Here is a 20766-nt window from a genome sequence, read left to right as displayed (position 1 = left end):
CATGAACCCGCATCTAGCCATTTATTGGCATGAAATTTGCTTTATCTCAACCGTTACAACAATAGACTTAGGGATAGATCCATGAAGCTGATTATTGCAATCATTAAACCGTTCAAGCTCGATGAAGTCAGGGTCGCGTTATCGACCTTAGGAGTTCAAGGTCTGACTGTTACAGAGGTTAAAGGCTTTGGTCGGCAAAAAGGTCACACCGAACTCTACCGTGGTGCCGAATATGCCGTCGATTTTTTACCAAAATTAAGGGTTGAAGCAGCCGTGGCCGACAACTTGGTCGATCAAGCGATAGAGACCATCGAACAAGCAGCTAGAACCGGGAAGATTGGCGACGGTAAGATTTTTGTCGCAGCACTTGAACAAGTGGTACGAATCAGAACCGGTGAAACAGGCGAAGCGGCCCTTTAATCCTGTGAGTTCAAAAAATCGGGGTCAATGGGTTGACCTCGATTAAGAATCGTTGCGACCTCAGTCCTTAGGGCATTTGAATGAGCCCGACGTATTTCCCGTTTAACGTCCAACAACTGCTGGGGATGCATCGAGAATTCAGTCAAGCCTAATCCAAGAAGCAGTCGGGTAAGCTTTGAGTCACCTGCCATTTCGCCACAAACCGACACGGGCTTGCCTGCTCTTTCTCCCGCATTAATCGTATTGGCAATGAGTCTCAGGACAGCTGGGTGAAGCGGATCGTAAAGAGAGGCTACTTCTGAATCGGTTCTGTCAATGGCCAATGTGTATTGGATGAGGTCGTTCGTGCCGATCGAAAGAAAGTCTAAAACTTGTACAAATGGCTCGATCGCGATGGCAATGGCCGGAACTTCTACCATGGCACCGAGTTCAACGTTTAGGTCGTATGGCTCACCGCGCTCATCGAGTTCTTGCATCGCAGCGCGGACTGCCGCTTTGGTGGCTTGTATCTCATGCAGGTGCGCGATCATCGGAATCAGGATTTTGACCTTGCCGTGGGCAGACGCACGTAAAATCGCCCGCAATTGAGTGGCGAATAACTCTGGCCGAGCCAAGCAGTACCTGATAGCCCGTTGACCGAGAGCTGGGTTCATGGTGACCGCTAACTCGCCATCTAATGTCTTATCGGCACCAATATCAAGCGTACGAATCGTGACAGGTCGACCTTCCATGGTTTTAACAACCGTCGCATAAGCTTGATATTGCTCTTCTTCATTGGGCAGGTCAGTCTTACCAATGAAGAGGAACTCACTGCGAAACAAACCGATCCCATCGGCGCCATTTGCCACAGCGAGGGCGGCCTCTTCGGGCAACTCGATATTGGCCAGCATACCGATACGGTGGCCATCCAAGGTCACCGCAGGCACGTTTTTAAGGAGGGCGAGTTCTTCTCGATAACGACGAAACTCTGCCTGCATCTGTCGATATTCTTGCAGTGCAAAATCTGGCGGATTGACGATCACTGTGCCCGACGCGCCATCCAAAACCACCACGTCGCCATCAGCAACGAGCGAACGGACATGACCTAAACCCACGACCGCAGGTACCGCCATACTTCTAGCAACAATGGCCGTATGGGATGTGGGGCCACCAAGGTCTGTCGCAAAACCCGCGAAGCTCGCGCCACGCAATCGCACCATGTCGGCCGGAGAGATATCGTGAGCGACGACGATCAGCGACTCGTCTGTATGCTGAACATTTGTCAACGTGAACGCAGAAGGCGAGCCTGACATGGCGTCAATGACGCGCTCAATGACTTGCCTGACGTCTGACCCGCGCTCTCGAAGATATTCATCTTCCATGGCAGCAAATTGTTCACCAAGTACTTGGCCTTGCGCGGTTAAAGCCCACTCGGCGTTGTAATGCCGTTCTTCGATAAGCGCCAACGCTTGATGGGCTAGCAAGGGATCATCCAACAGCATACTGTGCACGTTCAGCAACGCAGCAAGCTCTTTCGGCGCATCGTCCGACAAGGTGTCCGCCAATTCACGCATTTCGTCTTGCGCAGACTTTAGCGCCACGGTCAGACGATTTTTTTCTTTCTCGACATCATCCGCACTGATTCGATAGTGAGCGACCTCCAGTGCTGTCGCCCCGAGTACTACCGCTCGACCAATGGCGTAGCCTCGAGCGACACCCTTGCCGTAAAGGCACATCATGGCCTGTGGCGGATGGGGTATTTGCAATCTATTGTCCTTCGCCGAATTTGTCATCAAAAAGTGCTTTGATGTCGATCAATGCGCGATCAGCATCATCACCAATGGCCTCAATGATGACCGTGGTACCAAGCCCCGCGGCGAGCATCATCACGCCCATGATGCTTTTGGCATTGACGCGCTGAGCCCCTTTCGTGATGAATACCTCACCCACAAATTGTGATGCAAGTTGGGTTAGTTTCGCTGCGGCGCGAGCATGCAAGCCGAGCTTATTGGAAATGACGATATCTACTTGAGCCATAATGAATATAAAGTGTGGGTTCAGATGATGCGAATGCTAACGCAAACTCAATTATCGTTAGTCTACACGCATCAAGGTATGCATAGCGCCAGAGAGTGCACCTGCGGCGACATCTTCTAGATTACTTTGCCGATAGTTGATCGCGCGAATCAGCATCGAGGCGTTGACCCCACCAAGGACGCAGCACGGAACACCCGCCTCTTGTGCCAAGTGGCTGGCAGACACGGAAATGTTTGACGGGGTAGCGCCTGGCAAATCTGTCAAAACCAAGACGCCCTGCCCTTGATCTGCAGCAATAATACGCTTAGATAAAAAGGGGGCAGAGTCGACCGCGCACTCATCTGGAAAAACATCGACCGAGATCACTTCCGGATCATGACCAATGACATGCCGAGCGCAATCAACCAACGCAGACGCAAGCGGCACATGCGCAACAATCATTATCGAAATCATTGACGGCAACCTCAAGTGAGCGCGGATTCAAGCGCATCCACAAATCTAGCAGCAACGTCAAAACCGGTTTGCTCGGTGATCTCAACAAAACAAGTGGGACTCGTCACGTTGATCTCAGTCACATACTCGCCGATCACGTCAAGCCCGACCAATAACAACCCGCGCGCAGCTAATCGAGGCGCAATTGCCCTGGCGATGGCCCAATCCTTTTCAGACAAAGGTTGAGCAACACCACGCCCACCCGCGGCCAGATTGCCTCTGGTTTCCCCTGCCAACGGAATGCGAGCCAGACAGAACGGCACCGGTTCACCCCCGATTAACAAAATCCGTTTGTCGCCGTCCTTAATTTCAGGGATGTAACGCTGTGCCATGATGCTTCTGGTGCCGTCATGGGTGAGCGACTCAAGAATCGCGTTTAAGTTGGGTTCGTTGGGCGACAGTCTGAAAATCCCAGTCCCACCCATGCCATCGAGTGGCTTGACGATAACATCTTGATGCTCATCTCGAAACGCCTTGATTCTCGCCATATCGCGTGTCACCAGCGTGGGCGTCGTGAACTCAGGGAATTCCGTAATGGCAAGCTTTTCTGGGTGATTGCGAATTGCGTCGCCACGATTAAACACCCGTGCGCCTTGTAGCTGCGCATATTCGAGCATGTGGGTCGTGTAGACGTACTCCATGTCAAACGGGGGGTCTTTGCGCATAATGACAGCATCGAACTCAGACAGGTCACGCTCTGAAGCGGTCTCAGTGATCGAGTACCAAGTCTTGCCGTGCAGATCCGCCGTGGGGTGCAAATGGATGCCCTGAGACACCGCATGAACACGCCCGGTCAGAATAAACAAATCACCCTGCATTGCCACACTGACTTGATGCCCGCGCTTATGCAGCGCAAACATCATGGCGACTGAACTGTCCTTGTAAGCTTTTAAGCCCTCAAGCGGATCGAGTACAAAAAGCACCTGCATGACAGTCCCTTTTTTTAAGCAACAGCATCGGCTTTCGTCGGTGCCTTTTTACGAGGTGCTAACACCATCACCATCTGCCGACCTTCGAGTTTTGGCATCGCTTCAACGACGGCCATATCTGTCAAATCGTCACGAACTCTTTCGAGCACTTTCATACCAAGTTCTTGGTGGGCCATTTCACGACCACGAAAGCGCAACGTCACCTTGGCTTTGTCACCTTCGTCAAGAAAGCGCTTCAAATTGCGTAGTTTGACTTGATAGTCACCCTCGTCCGTCGCCGGGCGAAACTTGACCTCTTTAACCTGAATAATTTTCTGCTTGGATTTGGCTTCTGCCGCACGTTTCTGTTCTTGATATTTGAACTTGCCGTAATCCATCAAGCGGCAGACTGGTGGGTCTGCATTGGGTGCTATTTCTACAAGGTCTACCTCAGCCTCTTCAGCCATCCGAACTGCATCAAACGTTTTGACTACGCCAAGCTGTTCGCCCTCAAGACCGATCAAACGAACTTCTGGTACACGGATATCGCCGTTGATGCGATGGGTTTTTTCTGTTGCGATGTTGACAACTCCTAGTGGTTAATCTGCTTTAGGCGCAAACGAGCCTGAATTGCGGCGGGACGCCACGTCTTCTGAAATAAGTTCGGTAAAAGCAGCGATTGGCATGACACCAAGCTCAACGCCGCCGCGACCACGAACCGCAACGGTACCCGCTGCACGCTCTTTGTCGCCAACTACAAGCATGTACGGTACTTTCTGCATGCTGTGCTCACGGATTTTACGCGTGATTTTTTCACTACGTAAATCAGATTCTACTCTAAAGCCTTGTTTTATCAGGGTTTGTGTGATTTGTGCCGCATATTCAGCTGAGGGGTCAGAAATACAACACACCACTGCCTGAACCGGAGCAAGCCAAGCGGGCAGCGCCCCAGCGTAGTTTTCAATCAACATCCCGATGAACCGCTCTAACGAGCCTAAGATGGCCCGATGCAACATCACAGGCGCCACCCGCTGATCGGAGGAATCAACAAACTCTGCCCCAAGGCGAACCGGCATCGAGAAATCAACTTGCATCGTGCCACATTGCCAGTGACGACCAATCGCGTCTTTTAACGTATATTCAATTTTAGGGCCGTAAAACGCACCCTCCCCGGGTGAAATTTCAAACTCACACCCGGTTCTTCGCAAGCTTTCGATCAAGGCTGACTCTGCCTTATCCCAAATATCGTCGCTACCGATGCGCTTTTCTGGTCGAGTGGCAACCTTGTACAAAACATCGGTAAAACCAAAATCAGCGTAGACCTTTTGCAACAGCAACGTGTAAGCGGTACATTCGTCTTGCAACTGTGCTTCAGTGCAGAAAATATGGCCATCGTCCTGAGTGAATCCGCGCACTCGCATCATGCCGTGCAATGAGCCAGATGGCTCATTGCGGTGACATTGACCGAACTCGCCATAGCGCAACGGCAAGTCACGATAAGAACGCAGACCGGCGTTGAATATTTGCACGTGTCCGGGGCAGTTCATGGGTTTTAAGCCGTAAACGCGGTTCTCAGACTCGGTCGTAAACATGTTTTCACGATAATTATCCCAATGTCCGGTTTTTTTCCAGAGAGAGATATCAAGAATTTGAGGCGCCTTTACCTCTTGATAGCCGTTGTCTCGATACACGGCACGCATGTACTGCTCAACTTGCTGCCAAATTGCCCAGCCCTTGGGATGCCAAAAAATTAAACCAGGGCCTTCTTCTTGAAAGTGGAAGAGATCGAGATCCTTGCCTATCTTTCGATGATCGCGCCGTTCTGCCTCTTCAAGCATCAATAGATAGGCGTCTTGTTCTTCTTTCGTCGCCCAAGCCGTGCCATACACTCGGGTAAGCATTTCATTCTTGCTGTCACCACGCCAGTAGGCACCCGCCACTTTCATCAGTTTGAAAACTTTTAACTTACCCGTATTGGGCACATGGGGGCCTCTGCACAGATCAACGAAATCGCCTTCGCGATACAAACTGATGGTTTGGTTACCGGGTATCGCCGCAATAATTTCAGCTTTGTAGTGTTCGCCCAGATCGGTGAAAAATTTAACCGCATCGTCACGTGACCATTCTTCTCGAGTGACGACCTCATCTTTTTTGACCAGTTCAGCCATCTTTTTCTCAATAGCTTCGAGATCCTCAAGGGTGAACGGCCTTTTATAGGAGAAATCATAATAGAAACCGTTTTCTATCACTGGCCCAATCGTCACTTGGGCGTCCGGGTATAAAGACTTGACCGCGTAAGCCAATAAATGCGCCGTCGAATGGCGGATCAGATCCAGACCATCGGCATCCTTAGGGGTGAGGATAGCCAGCGTGGTGTCATCAGTAATCTGGTAGGAAGTATCAACGAGTTTTGTTTCCCCGGCTGCAGTGATCCGACCACCTAGGGCAACACGCGCAAGGCCTGCCCCGATAGATTGAGCAACCTCAGCGACGGTAACTGGGCCGGGGTATTGTCGTTGAGAGCCGTCTGGCAGTGTGATTGCGATCATTCGTTGAGGGTATTCATCTAAGGATTAGCCCACGATTTTATCATTGCGTGTCACAGGTGGCGCATCGCCATTACCTAAATCCCAATAGAGCCCAGTCATGATGCCAAGCCCCTCGCGCATCAGTTGACTTGGCAGGTGCTCATTTGGCGCATGTTGAGAGCAGCCAGCAAAGGAGTGCGGAACCCAGACAGTCGGTAGTTCGAGGACATCCATGAAAATGTCATTGGGTAGCCCGCCTCCAATATTAGGTAAGATCGCTGTCTTTTTTTGTGTGGATTCTGACAACGATTTTGCGGCCCACTGCACCCACGGATTATCGGGATCCGTGCGAGATGCGTTAAAAAAGGATTCGCGCGCATTCGTCACTTTGACCATGTCGAACCCGTGCTGCTTCAAGTGCCGTTCAAGCGCGGGGATAATGTCATAGGGATCTATACCGACAACAAATCTCAGCTGGCAACGCGCCCAGGCCTTCGGCGGGATTGCGTTGACAGGTGTCTCTGGGTTGCCCGTTTTAAACGCGAGCACTTCAAAGGAACACCAACCATATACCTGTTCAGCAGGGGATAGATCAGGCTCGCCCCAATCTGGCTCAATGACCGGACCTTCTGCACCGCCACTAACTTCGCAGTCTGCCAGTGCTCTTCGAACGGATGCGGGGATAGCGTCAGGCACCCACGCTTTGATTTTTATTTGGCCAGAGGGCGAAGTAATTGACGCAATCGCATGCGCGAGTTGAATTCCCGGATTGGAGATCAGGCCTCCCCAGTTACCAGAATGATGACCACCAGATCTTGCCTCGATGGTGAGGTCAAAATTCGCGCCTCCTCGTGATCCAAGAAAAATAGTGGGACGCTCGGCCTGTAGGCGCGGACCGTCTGAAGCAATTAAAAGATCAGCACTTAATAATGATCGATACTGTTCGCAGACCTCTCTAAGCCCAGGTGATCCCATCTCTTCACCCATCTCGATCAAGTACTTCGAGTTAAAGCCGAGCTTGCCACGCGTTGTCAAAACATGTTTGAGCGCCTCCATGTTGATGGTGTGTTGCCCCTTGTTATCAGCGATTCCTCGACCAAACCAGACGCCATCGACATCCGTCAACACCCAGGGCGACAGATTGGGTTTCCATTCAGGTTCAAGTCCGCGAATCACATCCCCATGACCATAGCCCAACACCGTGGGTAGCGCTTCATCTTCAAACCGCTCGGCAAACAAAAACGCTGCCTTGGCTTTTGGATGGGTCAGCAACTGACAGGTAAATCCCATGGCTTCGAAGGCGGGCACCATCTCTAGGGTCAAATATTGCATCAGCACGTCTGCGCGGGCAGGATTTTGACTCTCTGTGGGGATAGCGACTCTGCGCGCAATGGTCGAAAAGAAATCACCCGAATCAAAAGATTCGTGCGCGCGTGCAATAGCTTGATCACGGGTCATGGGGGATTAACCAATCAAAGTAAGTGTTCAGATGCCGAGCGTAATACTCGCCTACGCTGTCGACTTCAGGAAGTGTCCGCCCAAGTATAGAATGTGCGCAAAGCCAATGGCAATCAAGTGTCTCAGGGCTGAAAACGAAAGACGCAAGGGTCAAAATGAAACAAGATGCGCTTCAAACTGCGGTTCAATTTGCAATTGATCATGAAACCCCTTGGGATCGGAGCGTTCACGGCGTTTTCGGCGTTCACCCTGGGGATCCGGCGCCGTGGAATCGTCTCTTCGGGCCCGTTCACGACCGGGGGTCAGTGTCTGGCACGATTTATTCTGGCGGACGCTATTTGACCTCGTGGGGTGAACCTCACCGCGCCGATTTGACCTTTAGCATTGCAAAAACATACTTGGCATTACTCGCAGGTGTCGCTCACGACCGGGGCTTGTTGCCTGATGTTGATGAACCGATTGTGAACCGAGTAAAAAACATCGGTTTTGAATCGGGTCAAAACGCAGAAATCACTTGGGCCCAGATGTTGCAACAGACCAGCGAATGGGCCGGTGAGTGTTTTGGCATCCCCGATCAAGTCGATCACTATCGGCATGTTAATTTTGCGCCCGCTCCCAACGGCAAAAAAGGTGATTTGCGACCAAGAAATCGCCCTGGTACCTACTGGGAATACAACGACGTGCGTATCAACCAATTGTCGCTTGCACTCATGCATCTTTTTCAGCGTCCGTTACCTCAGGTATTTAGCGACGCGATTATGCACCCTGTCGGTGCCAGCAATAATTGGCAATGGGTGGGGTATGACAACTCTTGGACCCGCATCGCGGGCAAAGAGGTTCAATCGGTTCCGGGCGGCACCCATTGGGGGGGTGGTCTGTCCATCTGCAGTGAAGATCAAGCAAAAATTGGTCAAATGATCCTTGACGGTGGCCGCGCTGCTGGTCAACAAGTGATTTCAACCGATTGGATCAATCGTATGCGAACCCCCTGCCCTGTGGCTCCTAACTATGGCTATTTAGTGTGTTTGAATGCCAACCGACGTGTTTTTCCGAGCGTGTCAGAGAGCAGTTTTTTTGCCATCGGCGCGGGGACTTCGTATACATGGATGGATCCCGACAAAAATCTGGTCGTTGTGGTGCGATGGATTGATGCCAAGCATGCGGATGAATTTTTTTCGCTCGTGTATAAGGCCATCGACTAACATAAGCCATGACCCATGAAACCTACATCCCCGGCAAGGACGCCTCGTTAGAGTCCACCATCCAAACGATGCGAGATAAGCTTGCCTTGCGCGGCTTTCATTTGAACGAATCTTCATTACTCCACCCCGTGGACAGCATTTGGTCCGTTCACGTGCGTGATCGCGACTGTCCCATGCTCTTTGCTAACGGTAAAGGTGCAACGGAACTCGCCGCACGAGCGAGCGCCTTTGGTGAATTCTTTGAGCGTTTGGGTACGCATTATTTTTGGACGCATTTTTATTTGGGTGAAACGCGGGCGAATGCAGCGTTTGTGCACTACCCTCAAGAACGCTGGTTCGCGCACACAGAAGATGGCCACTGGTCAGACGAAATGCTGAACCCCGCGCTGCGGGCGTTCTACGACCCTGATGGCGAAATCGAGACCGAAGTGCTGGTCGACTTAAATTCAGGCAATGTGAACCGAGGTGTCTGTGCGCTGCCGTATTCGCGACTAAGCGATGGCGCCTTGACCTGGTTTCCCGTCAATATCATCGGCAACTTATATGTCAGTAATGGTATGGCAGCCGGCAACACCATGATAGAAGCACGCAGCCAGGCCTTGTCAGAAATTTTCGAACGCCACATCAAGTATCGGATTATCAGCGAAGGCTTATGTCTGCCTGATGTCCCCGAACACGTGCTTGCCCGTTATCCAAAAATCGAGGCAGGCATCAAAGGACTCAGAGAGGCAGGGTTCGGTATCTTGATCAAAGACGCCTCGCTTGGCGGTGAATACCCCGTGATGAACGTGACATTGCTTCACCCAAAAGATCAAGGTTGTTTCGCGAGTTTCGGTGCACATCCTCGTTTTGAAATTGCGCTCGAGCGTGCACTGACCGAACTTTTGCAAGGCCGGTCGCTGGACTCTCTCGAGGGGTTCCCAGAACCGGGTTTTGACATGGAAGAAATTAATTCGGTTGCCAACCTAGAGATCCATTTTGTCGATTCGAGCGGTGTGGTCTCTTGGGATTTCGTCAGCAACAAGCCAGACTATCCCTTTCACGATTGGAACTTCAGTACAACCACCCAAGAGGATTATGACTGGCTATGCAATCGCATCGCCAAGGACAATTTTGAAATTTACGTTTCCGATTTTGCCGAACAAGGTGCCTATGCCTGCCGGATCATCGTGCCTGGCATGTCAGAAATTTATCCGGTCGACGACCTTGAGTTCGAGAACAACAGCGCAGGCAATTTGATTCGGCCCGCGATGACTCGTCTTTCTACATTGGATGAGCACGCATTGATTGAACTTCAGGCGGATTTAGCCTCAATTAATGCCTCCGATGAGCGACCACTCTGGGAGATCCTCGGACTAGCAGTGCCTGTGGGCACCGCTTGGAAAGAACTGAGAATGGGTGAGCTAAAAACCCTGGTTGCCTTAGCCTTAGGCGATCGAGAGGCTGTGCTCGATGGTTGCCAGTGGCTCAGGGGATATCAGCAGATGAACCCAGCCCGGTTGGCGGTTTATCAATGTCTAGAAAATATCATCAAGCTCGAAGACCCCTCGCCTTATTTAGCTGCACTTGAGCTGATGTATGGACGAGATACCGTCCAGATGGCACAACGTGCCTTGAATAAAACGGACGTGTTCTTTGGTTTGAACGATCTCGGCCCTAATTTTGAATTCAGTGACATGCATCAAACGCTGTTAGCGGCATACGATAAATTATTTCAATAATGCAACATAAAAGGGAGACAACGTGAGAGAAAACACGATTTTGACGAAGTTGCGTGCTGGTCAAACGATTATCAATGGCTGGTTATCAAGCAATGGATCATTCACAGCAGAGGCAATGGGTTACGTTGGATTCGATTGCGTCACCATTGATCTGCAACATGGCCTGATTGGTATTGATACTGCCCTGCCCCTGTTCCAGGCGCTATCCATTACCAATACCATCCCGATCGCTCGACCCATGTGGAACGACCCCGCGCAGATCATGCGGTTGCTAGACTCTGGCGCTTACGGGATCATTAGCCCGCTGATTTCCACCGTGGATGATGCTGCAAAACTGGTATCCGCATGTCTCTATCCCCCTCGCGGCACCCGTTCTTATGGGCCCGCCAGAGCCATCATGTATGCAGGGGCTGACAATTATTATCCCGAAGTAGATTCACAAATTTTAAAACTTGCCATGATTGAAACGCTGGCAGGGCTTGAGAATCTCGATCAAATTCTGCAAGTCGAAGGCCTGGATGGTGTTTATATTGGCCCGAATGATTTGTCGCTGGCGATGGGCTATTTGCCAAAGACCGAACCGACAGATAAAGAGGTGCTTGACATGGTTGCTCACATCTGCGAACGGGCTCATCAGCATGGCAAATACGCCGGCATGCACGGTACCTCAGGCGCCTCTGCAGCGGCCAGCGCAAAAAAGGGGTTTGATTTTGTCACAGCGGGTAGCGATATCGGGTTGTTATCAACAGCTGGCAAAGCTGCTGTGGCAGCCGTTCGCCAAGCTTAAATGAAACTATCTTGAACCAGCGAGCGAGCAGGGAGTCAACATGCAGATCAATTTGAACGGCAAACGGGCGTTAATTGCAGGCGGTAGCCGTGGTATCGGCTTATCAATTGCCAAAGCTTTCGCCGCAGCCGGTGCGGATGTTGCTATCTGTGCACGTCAGATGGCCCCGTTACAAGAGGCCGCGAATTCACTTCGTGCCTACGGGCACAAGGTAAGCGCGCTTGCCTGCGATTTAGCCGATGAAGCAGCGATCAGGGGTTGGGTAGAACAGGCAGCAACCGATCTAGGCGGGATAGACATTCTGGTCAACAACGCTTCGGGTTTCGGGCGTAGCGACGACGAGGCTGGTTGGGCACTGAGTTTGCAAATTGATGTCATGGCTGGCGTGAGGTGTTGCGCCGCAGCTATACCCTATTTGCTTGACGGTGGTGGCAGCATCATTCACATCGCCTCGATCTCGGGGCTAAGTGCGAGCACTCGAACGCCGCCCTATGGGGCAGCAAAAGCCGCCACGATTCACTACACAAGAACACAAGCATTGACGCTTGCGCCCAAAGGTATTCGGGTGAACTGCATCTCTCCCGGCTCCATCTATTTCGAGGGAGGGGTTTGGGATAACGCTAGGCAAAACAACCCGACGCTCTACGATAGTATTAAACAAAGCATCCCAGCTGGGCGCTTCGGCACACCGGAGGAAGTAGCCAATGTTGCCGCGTTTCTGGCCAGTGATCTTGCCTCTTGGGTGACGGGTCAGAATATCTCTGTGGACGGTGCTCAGGCCTTGGCTTGAGAGTTCATTTGCGTTTAAGTGGTTATTTCTTCGCGATTAACTAGAGCGTTTGGGCTTATCCGAGCGCTCCACATTCATTAGGCAGATCATGGGTATCAATGAGGATTATTCCGCTTTGCAGAAAGTGATGCTTGACTACTCCGACTGGGTAGTCAGCTCGGCCTTGAAAATCCTGCCTCGCTTGGCGCTTGAACACAAATCGATCGTTGATTTTGGATGCGGCCGCGGAGACTGGCTCAGAGCAGCAAAGCAACTGGGGGCTTCGGCCGTGCTGGGGCTTGATACCTTTTCGCTTGAAGGATTTGCATCAGACATACCCGTGGAGTACGTCAATCTGACAGAGGACATTGCTCTGCCCTTTCGCTACGACGTGGCGATGTGCTTAGAGGTCGCCGAACATCTACCTGCAAGTGCAGCAAAGACCTTGGTGGGTTCGCTGGTTCGGGCATCGCCGGTTGTACTTTTCTCTGCGGCAATCCCTGGCCAAGGGGGTATCCATCATCTCAATGAACAGCCTCCTCAATACTGGTTTGATTTGTTTCAGACTCACGGGTATGTCTGTCTCGATTTTCGTGATGATATTTGGTTGGATAACGAGATCGAACCTTGGTACCGGATGAATGTCTTGGTGTTTGCTCATCCAGAGGCGATCCCCGACAGCCTGATGACCCATCGAGTCGAACGAGCACGACATTTAGTTCATCCTGACATTTTCCAGGCCTATGCGCCTGTCGGTCGAAATATCATTCTGCATTTCGATCAAGCTAAAAAACAGTGGTTTCCCGAATTCACCGAATAAACCAAAGAGGGATACGGTATGTCTGATCTGCCGACACACGTTCGAATTCTTGAAGAAGGCCCACGCGAGGGGTTTCAAATTGAAAAAGGTCCGATTTCTACAGCGCGAAAGATCGAGCTGATTGATAGCCTTTCAGAGACCGGGGTAGAACAAATCCAGATTACCTCATTCGTCAGTCCCAAAGCGGTGCCATCCATGGCTGATGCCGAAGCGGTTGCCACGGGTTTTCGACGTAAGCCGGGCGTTAGATACACAGCGCTCTGGCTAAACGACAAAGGGCTTGAGCGTGCAATCGCCACCCAACGATTAGACATCAAAGGCTCGTTATCACTCACGGCATCTGAAGCTTTTTTAAAACGCAATCAAAACCGCACCCATGCAGAGAACGTCGCCGCGGTGCGATCCATTATCGATACCTACAAACACCACGGCATTGCCGTTCAGCGGGCGAGCATTATGGCTGCCTTTGGTTGTAACTTTGAAGGCGATATCTCAGTTCAACGGGTGTTGGATCTGATTCAGCAACTGCTCGATCTCGCCGCCGAAGGCGGATTAACGCTGGATCTCATCTCATTGGCTGACACCATGGCATGGGCAACACCGGCATCTATTTACAAGGTTGTTGGTGCTGTCCGCAATAAATACCCGTCACTTAATTTGTCCTTACACCTGCATGACACCCGCGGCATGGGCATTGCGAATGCCTTCGCAGGTCTGCAGCTAGGCGTCGCTACGTTTGATGCTGCGGTGGCCGGATTAGGGGGCTGCCCTTTTGCCATGCATGCAGGGGCATCCGGCAATGTCTGTACGGAAGAACTCGTATTCATGTGTCATGAGATGGGGATCGAGACAGGCATCGACCTCGAGAAAATGATCGCGTCTGCGTTGTTGGCGGAAGACATCGTGGGTCACCCGCTTCCTGGATCCGTGATGAAAGGTGGATCTTTGGCGATGTTGAGACGCAAGGTCAGCGATGACACGAAAAAGATCACTGCTTCACGCACTAACTAAGCAAGCCTTTGTTGTCATAAACGCACAACATCCGTACAGTATGGTTAGCTTTCTTACTGAATGGATGCACAGCGCAGAATGCCAAATAGCCAAGTCGATCGCAAAGTTCGTGTCGTTATGCTGGGTAGTTTTTACCGCGGATACTATTTGTTAAATGAATTGCTCTTTGGCGACATCGGGTCATCGGTTGAGGTGGTTGGCGTAGCGACCGATGATCCGAGCAACACTTTTATCAGCCCGGGCAAGCGCGTTTGGCAATACCCTCACACCATCGCAGAAGCGGAAATGGTCGAGAAGCTTGCCCTTCAAAGCGGCCTGGACGTCTACAAAGATAGAGTCAATAGCCAACCGTTTTACGATTTACTTGACCGTAACTGGAAACCTTGGTCAGCGAAGGCAAACCGAAGCTCAGAGCGCGTATTGGTATTCATTCTGACGCCGTGCTTGTCGGCAACATCGGCTCGACTGAGCGGTTAAGTTACACGGTGATGGGTGATGGGGTAAATATCGCGTCGCGACTGGAAGGGGTTAATAAAGGGTATGCAACCGGCATCTGCATCAGCCATGCTGTTTACAAAGAAGCCGGCGAAAAATTATGGGTGCGCCCGATCGATCAAATTGTTGTTAAAGGTCGTAAGGCCGAAATCACGATCTACGAACTGGTGGGCATCCGCGACGACGACCCTGAGACGAGCCCTACCGAAAGCCAGATAGCGCTATGCCTCGATACTCAGAAAGCATTTAATTATTTCGTCAATGGAGAATACGGGAAGGCTGCCGAAGAATATGCAGCGAATGCGGATCGGTATAGCGATCAAGTCTCTGTTGTCATGGCTGAGACATGCAGACGTTTGGATGTGACGGTCATCACGCAGTCAATTGCCTACGATGCAGAGTCTTAACTCTTTGACGTTGAAAACATCGCTGGTTAGCGAATGGCACAGAGGTAACTGACGCAAAAAAGCCCCGACGCCGGGGCTTAGTATTATGCAAGTGGTAGGCGGTATTGGAATCGAACCAACGACCTCCACGATGTCAACGTGGCGCTCTAACCAGCTGAGCTAACCGCCTGCAAAGACCAACAGTATAGCGGTTATTTGATCGACCTGTCAATGCGACTGCGCTTGGGCTGCGTCAATTTTGCGAACGACGATCACGCTTGAGAACTGTCTGAATAAACGCTTTCATCTTCACCGGTGATTTGATCCCGGGGGTATCTTCGACCCCGCTGCTGATATCGACTGCCCAGGCATCGAATTGATCCAGTGCTTTCTCAACGGTAGTGGCGGTAAGCCCACCAGAGAGGATAAAAGGTCGAGCCTCACGCTCAAGCGATTTCAGGCCACTGAGCAAGTTGTAATCGAATGACTCGCCGCTGCCGCCATAGGCAGGGGTATAGGTATCAAATAACCATCCAGCTGCATAAGGGTGTTCTAAACAAGTATCAACCAAAGCGTCAGCGGTATGACAACCAGGCCCTCCGACCCTGAAGGCTCGAATATAGGGCAACCCATATGAGGCACATTGCTCTGATGTCTCATCACCATGAAACTGCAAAACACTGGGGGCCACGATATCAATGACCGCTTCAACCTCTTCGTCACTTGGATTGACGAAAAGTGCCACGGTATTAAGAAACACAGGGGCTTTACCGCTTAACTTTGCGGCTTGAGTGGGTGACACATATCTTTTGCTCTTGGGATAGAACACAAAACCCACCGCATCAGCCCCTAATACAGCGGCTTGCTGTAAATCTTCAGCACGAGTGATGCCACAGATCTTTATTCGCGTTCGATTAGCGCCAGCGTAGTTAACGTTCAAAAGGTAATTTCCCAGGTTGAGGTAAATCTATATCGGGATAATGTACACCGGTTAAATAGAGCCCGTCAGGCGCAAACGTGGGCGCTGCCAAGGTTCGATCCCGAGCCATCAGTATTTCTGCCATATAGCTGACTGGTTGACGGCCTTGACCAATTTGGAGAAAGGCGCCAACGATATTTCTCACCATATGGTGCAAAAAAGCATTGGCTTGTAGCTGAAAACGAATCAAATCACCATCTTGCACAATATTCAAAACGGTCATTGTTCGCACCGGCGATGCTGCCTGACACTGTGAAGAACGAAAGCTCGAGAAATCATGTTCTCCAAGCAAAGCTTGCGCTGCCTGCTGCATGAGCGATACAGAGAGAGGTTGAAACACCCATCCTGCTCGGCCCACCCAAAGCGGTTGCCGCACGCGACTATTGATCACCGCGTAGGTATAAGACCTTGCTCGAGCTGAAAATCGCGCATGGAAACTATCCGGTACCATTTGAGCCCACTGAACAGAGACAGACTCAGGGAGTTTGGCGTTTAAGCCCCTAACCCAAGACTCTGGTGGCCTGTCGATCAAGGTGTCTAAGTGCACAACTTGAGCAGTTGCATGAACGCCAGTGTCGGTCCTTCCTGCACAAATGGTTTTGTGATGTTGACCAGTAAACGAGGCAATGGCTGTCTCAAGTGCATCTTGCACGGTAAGACCGTGAGGCTGAGTTTGCCAACCCTGCCAAGGGCGACCATCATAGGCAACGCCGAGTGCAATACGGCTGGTCACATCACTCGGCATCAACGAACGAAACCCACTTGCGGGTTATTTTGTTGTCCTGATTTGCGCCTTATCCGCTGGCACATTCAACGTGACTGCGCCATCATGTTCAGATACCTTCAGATCTAAATCGATTTTGCTTAATTTATCAGTCACAGCGGCTTTGGTTGCAGCTTCGCGGGCACTATCAACGACTGGGGCACCTCCACCGCCGTCAGGCGGTGTGTGTCCACCGGCAACGGTGCTATGCCCACCACGCTCGCCGTGTTTGAAATAAGAAGCAACAGCGTATTCGACCTGACTTGAAACTTCGTCATCTTCCGCATCAAGATCGTTGCGCATGCCTGCGGCTCGCATTGCCCAAGCGATGATAATGGCGATCAACCCCAACACGCCTGCGATGGTCAGTATTAAATTACCCAAAACCCAAGCAGATAAAGCTTGATAATCAAAACTATTCTTAGTTTGCTCTTCTTTTGCCGGTGCTGTATCCGCGACCTTTGCAGTCGCTTCAACAGGCTTGGCCGCTTCACCAGCCGCGAGTGGGGTTGACTCACCGGTTGAAGGCACCGGCGCCGCTGGCGCCGCTGCTTCTTTTAATTGCTTGATGTTTTGCTGCAGTGCATCCAGTCGAGCTTGCTCTTCTTGGCGCTGTCTCTCTGCGGCAGCACGCGCATCGGCGGCGGCATCTTCTTTGGTTTGGTTACTCAGACTGACCTTGTCTTCGCCTTTGGGGGCTGGCGGCTGAACAGTCTCAGGCGCCTGCACTGAACCACTCTGGGTATTACTGGGGGTCAATTTTTGAGGTTTGGCCGCAGTCGGGCGCCCGCGCATGGTGTTGAAGGCACGTACCTGCTCTGCAAAGGTGTTACGCGCAAGCTGAGGATCAATCGACTTTACCGCCGCAGCATCAGGGATCTCAAGCGTGACACCTGCCTTGAGCAGGTTCATGTTTTGATCAATGAAAGCGTTTGGGTTGGCTTGAAACAACGCCAGCAACATCTGATAAATCGAGGTGCCAGGAACGGCATTGTTCTGCGCAATCGCAAACAACGTGTCGCCTTGCTTCACGCTGGCAGATCCGCTTGCTGGCGAGCTTAGCTTGGGCGCGCTGTTCGTGGTTTGAACGTCATCAACCTTAGGCAGCGTAGGCGCTTTCATCACACCGCCCACGATGAAGCTTAGCTGTATGACTTGATTGCTAGAAGCTGTCGTCACCTCAAGTAGCAAATCGACAGCAGCAGTGTCAATTGCCTCAGGGGACGTAATCTGAATATCACGTTTTGGATTACCGCGACCTGGGCCCAGACGAACCGTCATAGAGCCAATGCCAACTGGCGGCTTTAACCCAACGCTGTCCCACTGACTTTGATCGGCAATCTTGACTTTCAGCGCAGTTGAGTCTTCGGGGGTCAAGGACGAAATGACGGCATTGACCAACAACGGCTGGCCAGCCGAAGAGGCCAAACGAGGCTGGCTTATCGTCTGAGCTGTCGTCATACTCGGAAAAACACTCGCCAGTGCTAATGCGGCAACCCCAAGAGCTGCTTTGGCCTTAACGTACTGCAAAGATGTTTTTGTTGTGTTGGCTAGCACGACGTTCTCCAAAATATTTTCAAACCAATTTAAAAAAATTGGTCTATTACAGCTCACCTAAACTGATACGAAGCATACGACGCAACGGTTCAGCCGCGCCCCACAAGAGCTGATCTCCCACCGTAAAAGCACTTAAAAAGCTTGGGCCCATCGACAGTTTACGCAGACGACCTACCGGTATATCGAGCGTCCCGGTGACCGATACCGGGGATAGTGCTGCGACCGTGGCTTCCTTGGTGTTGTCGATCACCTTTGCCCAAGGCGTACCTTGTGACAAGATATCTGCAACCTCATCCAGCGGGATATCTTTTTTAAGCTTGATGGTGAGCGCCTGACTATGGCAACGCATTGCCCCTACCCTGACACATAACCCATCAATGGGGGTTGACGTTCTATCGAACCCAGGGCCTCTACCCAATATCTTGTTGGTTTCGGCTTCTGCTTTCCATTCTTCACGGGACATCCCATTCCCCAAGTCTTTATCGATCCAGGGGATGAGATTGCCTGCCAAGGGAATGCCAAAATGCGCTTGTGGCAGGTCGGCTGAATGCTGGCGTGCCAAAACACCACGATCAATCTCTAAAATGGCTGAGGCTGGATCATCAAGCAAGCTTTTCACAGATTCGTTAAGTAAACCAAATTGCACCAACAACTCACGCATGTGCTGTGCACCGCCACCAGACGCCGCTTGGTAGGTCATGCTGGTCATCCAGTCAACCAAGTCATGTTTGAACAAGCCAGCTAAACCCATCAGCATGCAACTGACGGTGCAATTGCCACCGATAAAATCTTTGATGCCCTTGCTCATCGCCGTGTCAATCACGTTGCGGTTGACGGGATCAAGAACAATGATGGCATCATCTTTCATGCGTAAAGTGCTTGCCGCGTCAATCCAGATGCCAGACCATCCCGCTGCACGAAGCTTGGGATACACCTCTGTGGTGTAATCGCCACCCTGAGCCGTGACGATAATGGGTAGCTTTTTTAGTGCCTCGATATCGAAGGCATTGAGCAGTGCAGTCGAACCTGCCCACTCAGGGGCGCGACCACCTGCGTTACTCGTTGAGAAAAAGACGGGATCAATGAGCTCAAAATCACCCTCGTCACGCATGCGTTGCATGAGTACCGACCCTACCATCCCGCGCCAACCCACTAAGCCAACTGATTGCTTCATCTGAACTTATAGAAACCTTATAAAATTTGCTCTAGTTTACAATTACTTAGAGAAAAAAGATGATAAAAGGGTCGAAATAGCCCCAAATTGGGGCTAGAAAGCTTGCAAATCTGCTACGAAGCTCAATTTGCAGGCTATCGAAGGGCGTCGATGACTGCTTTACCCATCGCCTCAGTGCCGACACGCGTCGTGCCAGCCTCATAAATATCTGCAGTTCTCAGCCCCTGAGACAACACCTTCTGGACTGCTTTTTCAATTTGATCAGCAGCACCGGCATTGTCCAATGAGTAGCGCAGCATCATGGCGGCCGACAAAATGGTAGCCAACGGGTTGGCAACATCTTGACCGGCGATGTCTGGCGCCGAACCGTGGCTCGGTTCATATAAGCCCTGACCGGATGAATTGAGCGACGCAGAAGGTAGCATTCCGATAGAGCCCGTCAGCATCGCTGCTTCGTCAGACAGAATGTCACCGAACATGTTTCCGGTGACGATGACATCGAACTCGCGTGGCGCGCGCACGAGTTGCATCGCTGCATTATCGACGTACATATGTGACAGCGCCACATCGGGATATTCGGCCGCAACTTCGGTGACAACATCGCGCCATAGTTGTGACGTTTCAAGCACATTCGCTTTATCGACACTGCACAATTTCTTGCTACGTTTTTGGGCAGCTTGAAAACCGATGTGAGCGATTCTGCGAATTTCTGGTTCAGCATATCGCATGGTGTCAAAGCCCTCACGCGCACCCGCAAAAGCGCCATCTGGTGCCGAGCGAACCCCTCTGGGGCTACCGAAGTAGATATCACCGGTTAATTCACGCAAAATTAAGATATCGAGACCTGACACGATTTCAGGTTTGAGCGAGGAGGCGTTAGCGAGCTCAGGATACAAAATGGCGGGACGTAAATTCGCAAATAGCCCCAGTGCCTTGCGTAAACCTAACAGTGCTTGCTCGGGACGATGCTCACGCGGAAGTTTGTCGTACTTCCAGTCACCCACCGCGCCGAACAAAACAGCGTTCGACGCTTGGGCAAGTGCGAGTGTTGATGGCGGCAAGGGATGACCATGCAAATCAAAGGCCTTGCCACCCACTGGTGCCATGTTCATCTCTAGTGGGAGGTCCAACGCCTGCAGCACCTTAACGGCTTGTTCAATAATCTCGGGACCAATCCCGTCACCTGGTAATACTGCAATTTTTTGTATCATGGGTTTCTCAATAAAGTGAGGCCGGATTTAACCGGCCTTTTAATCGTCAGATCGTTTTGTGAATAAACA

21 protein-coding genes and 1 tRNA gene are annotated in these 20766 nt (G+C 51.4%); 9 read left to right on the top strand and 13 right to left on the bottom strand.

Annotated features, from left to right (window positions below; all coding sequences use genetic code 11):
• Window positions 1–81 precede the first annotated feature (81 nt).
• A complete protein-coding gene (locus AC1W8Y_RS03065; RefSeq protein ID WP_482012995.1) occupies window positions 82–420 on the top strand; it encodes a P-II family nitrogen regulator in 339 nt (112 codons plus the stop codon).
• Here AC1W8Y_RS03065 and ptsP read toward each other — a convergent pair.
• From ptsP to AC1W8Y_RS03030, 7 genes are read right to left on the bottom strand one after another with little or no spacing between them, the layout of a single operon-like run.
• Window positions 417–2135 carry a phosphoenolpyruvate--protein phosphotransferase gene (ptsP, locus tag AC1W8Y_RS03060; RefSeq protein ID WP_482013122.1) on the bottom strand — a complete coding sequence of 573 codons (1719 nt, stop codon included), beginning with the start codon at window positions 2133–2135 and terminating at the stop codon, window positions 417–419. The two genes, AC1W8Y_RS03065 and ptsP, sit on opposite strands and share 4 nt — an antisense overlap.
• A 31-nt stretch (window positions 2136–2166) precedes the next feature.
• Window positions 2167–2436: an HPr family phosphocarrier protein gene (locus AC1W8Y_RS03055; protein ID WP_482012994.1), complete on the bottom strand. Its 270-nt coding sequence runs from the start codon at window positions 2434–2436 to the stop codon at window positions 2167–2169.
• Window positions 2437–2493: 57 nt separating this feature from the next.
• Entirely contained in the window at window positions 2494–2889 is a 396-nt protein-coding gene (locus AC1W8Y_RS03050; protein WP_482012993.1) for a PTS sugar transporter subunit IIA, read from the bottom strand.
• Between the two features lie 11 nt (window positions 2890–2900).
• Window positions 2901–3857: a glutathione synthase gene (gene gshB / locus AC1W8Y_RS03045; RefSeq protein ID WP_482012992.1), complete on the bottom strand. Its 957-nt coding sequence runs from the start codon at window positions 3855–3857 to the stop codon at window positions 2901–2903.
• Between the two features lie 14 nt (window positions 3858–3871).
• Complete coding sequence (gene infC, locus AC1W8Y_RS03040; RefSeq protein WP_482013121.1) at window positions 3872–4417, bottom strand: translation initiation factor IF-3; 546 nt, start codon at window positions 4415–4417, stop codon at window positions 3872–3874.
• Window positions 4418–4435: 18 nt separating this feature from the next.
• The gene (gene thrS, locus AC1W8Y_RS03035) at window positions 4436–6385 is read right to left on the bottom strand and encodes a threonine--tRNA ligase (RefSeq protein WP_482012991.1); all 1950 of its coding nucleotides are present in this window, start codon (window positions 6383–6385) and stop codon (window positions 4436–4438) included.
• Between the two features lie 24 nt (window positions 6386–6409).
• Window positions 6410–7822, bottom strand: coding sequence for a M20 family metallopeptidase (locus tag AC1W8Y_RS03030; protein WP_482012990.1), 1413 nt, complete (start codon window positions 7820–7822; stop codon window positions 6410–6412).
• 155 nt (window positions 7823–7977) lie between these two features.
• Here AC1W8Y_RS03030 and AC1W8Y_RS03025 point away from each other — a divergent pair, with 155 nt between their 5' ends.
• The 8 genes from AC1W8Y_RS03025 (at window position 7978) to AC1W8Y_RS02990 (ending at window position 15034) form a co-directional block, all read left to right on the top strand.
• A complete protein-coding gene (locus AC1W8Y_RS03025) occupies window positions 7978–9024 on the top strand; it encodes a serine hydrolase domain-containing protein (protein WP_482012989.1) in 1047 nt (348 codons plus the stop codon).
• 8 nt (window positions 9025–9032) lie between these two features.
• Entirely contained in the window at window positions 9033–10745 is a 1713-nt protein-coding gene (gene ycaO / locus AC1W8Y_RS03020) for a 30S ribosomal protein S12 methylthiotransferase accessory factor YcaO (RefSeq protein WP_482012988.1), read from the top strand.
• Window positions 10746–10767: 22 nt separating this feature from the next.
• Window positions 10768–11532, top strand: coding sequence for an HpcH/HpaI aldolase family protein (locus AC1W8Y_RS03015; protein ID WP_482012987.1), 765 nt, complete (start codon window positions 10768–10770; stop codon window positions 11530–11532).
• A 40-nt stretch (window positions 11533–11572) separates the two neighbouring features.
• The gene (locus tag AC1W8Y_RS03010) at window positions 11573–12322 is read left to right on the top strand and encodes an SDR family NAD(P)-dependent oxidoreductase (protein WP_482012986.1); all 750 of its coding nucleotides are present in this window, start codon (window positions 11573–11575) and stop codon (window positions 12320–12322) included.
• Between the two features lie 127 nt (window positions 12323–12449).
• Complete coding sequence (locus AC1W8Y_RS03005; protein WP_482012985.1) at window positions 12450–13121, top strand: class I SAM-dependent methyltransferase; 672 nt, start codon at window positions 12450–12452, stop codon at window positions 13119–13121.
• Window positions 13122–13139: 18 nt separating this feature from the next.
• Complete coding sequence (locus AC1W8Y_RS03000; protein ID WP_482012984.1) at window positions 13140–14132, top strand: hydroxymethylglutaryl-CoA lyase; 993 nt, start codon at window positions 13140–13142, stop codon at window positions 14130–14132.
• A 78-nt stretch (window positions 14133–14210) separates the two neighbouring features.
• Entirely contained in the window at window positions 14211–14609 is a 399-nt protein-coding gene (locus tag AC1W8Y_RS02995; RefSeq protein WP_482012983.1) for a hypothetical protein, read from the top strand.
• On the top strand, window positions 14573–15034 hold the full coding sequence (locus AC1W8Y_RS02990) for an adenylate/guanylate cyclase domain-containing protein (RefSeq protein ID WP_482012982.1): 462 nt from the start codon (window positions 14573–14575) through the stop codon (window positions 15032–15034). The genes AC1W8Y_RS02995 and AC1W8Y_RS02990 overlap by 37 nt, the downstream gene beginning before the upstream one ends.
• A 92-nt stretch (window positions 15035–15126) precedes the next feature.
• Here AC1W8Y_RS02990 and AC1W8Y_RS02985 read toward each other — a convergent pair.
• The 6 genes from AC1W8Y_RS02985 to leuB all read right to left on the bottom strand — a co-directional run bounded on the left by AC1W8Y_RS02985 (window position 15127) and on the right by leuB (window position 20697).
• Window positions 15127–15203 (bottom strand) — tRNA-Val (locus AC1W8Y_RS02985).
• Between the two features lie 63 nt (window positions 15204–15266).
• Window positions 15267–15953 (bottom strand): phosphoribosylanthranilate isomerase, encoded by a 687-nt coding sequence (locus AC1W8Y_RS02980; protein ID WP_482012981.1) that lies wholly within the window; start codon window positions 15951–15953, stop codon window positions 15267–15269.
• Entirely contained in the window at window positions 15943–16737 is a 795-nt protein-coding gene (gene truA, locus AC1W8Y_RS02975) for a tRNA pseudouridine(38-40) synthase TruA (protein WP_482012980.1), read from the bottom strand. The genes AC1W8Y_RS02980 and truA overlap by 11 nt, the downstream gene beginning before the upstream one ends.
• A gap of 24 nt (window positions 16738–16761) precedes the next feature.
• Window positions 16762–18312, bottom strand: coding sequence for a type IV pilus assembly protein FimV (locus AC1W8Y_RS02970; RefSeq protein ID WP_482012979.1), 1551 nt, complete (start codon window positions 18310–18312; stop codon window positions 16762–16764).
• A 46-nt stretch (window positions 18313–18358) separates the two neighbouring features.
• The gene (gene asd, locus AC1W8Y_RS02965; RefSeq protein WP_482012978.1) at window positions 18359–19486 is read right to left on the bottom strand and encodes an aspartate-semialdehyde dehydrogenase; all 1128 of its coding nucleotides are present in this window, start codon (window positions 19484–19486) and stop codon (window positions 18359–18361) included.
• Window positions 19487–19620: 134 nt separating this feature from the next.
• Complete coding sequence (leuB, locus tag AC1W8Y_RS02960; RefSeq protein ID WP_482012977.1) at window positions 19621–20697, bottom strand: 3-isopropylmalate dehydrogenase; 1077 nt, start codon at window positions 20695–20697, stop codon at window positions 19621–19623.
• Between the last annotated feature and the right edge of the window lie 69 nt (window positions 20698–20766).

The organism is Jezberella sp., from assembly GCF_964834465.1.
The sequence above is the reverse complement of the archived record's forward strand: the minus strand, read 5'-3'. Positions and strand labels throughout refer to the sequence as shown.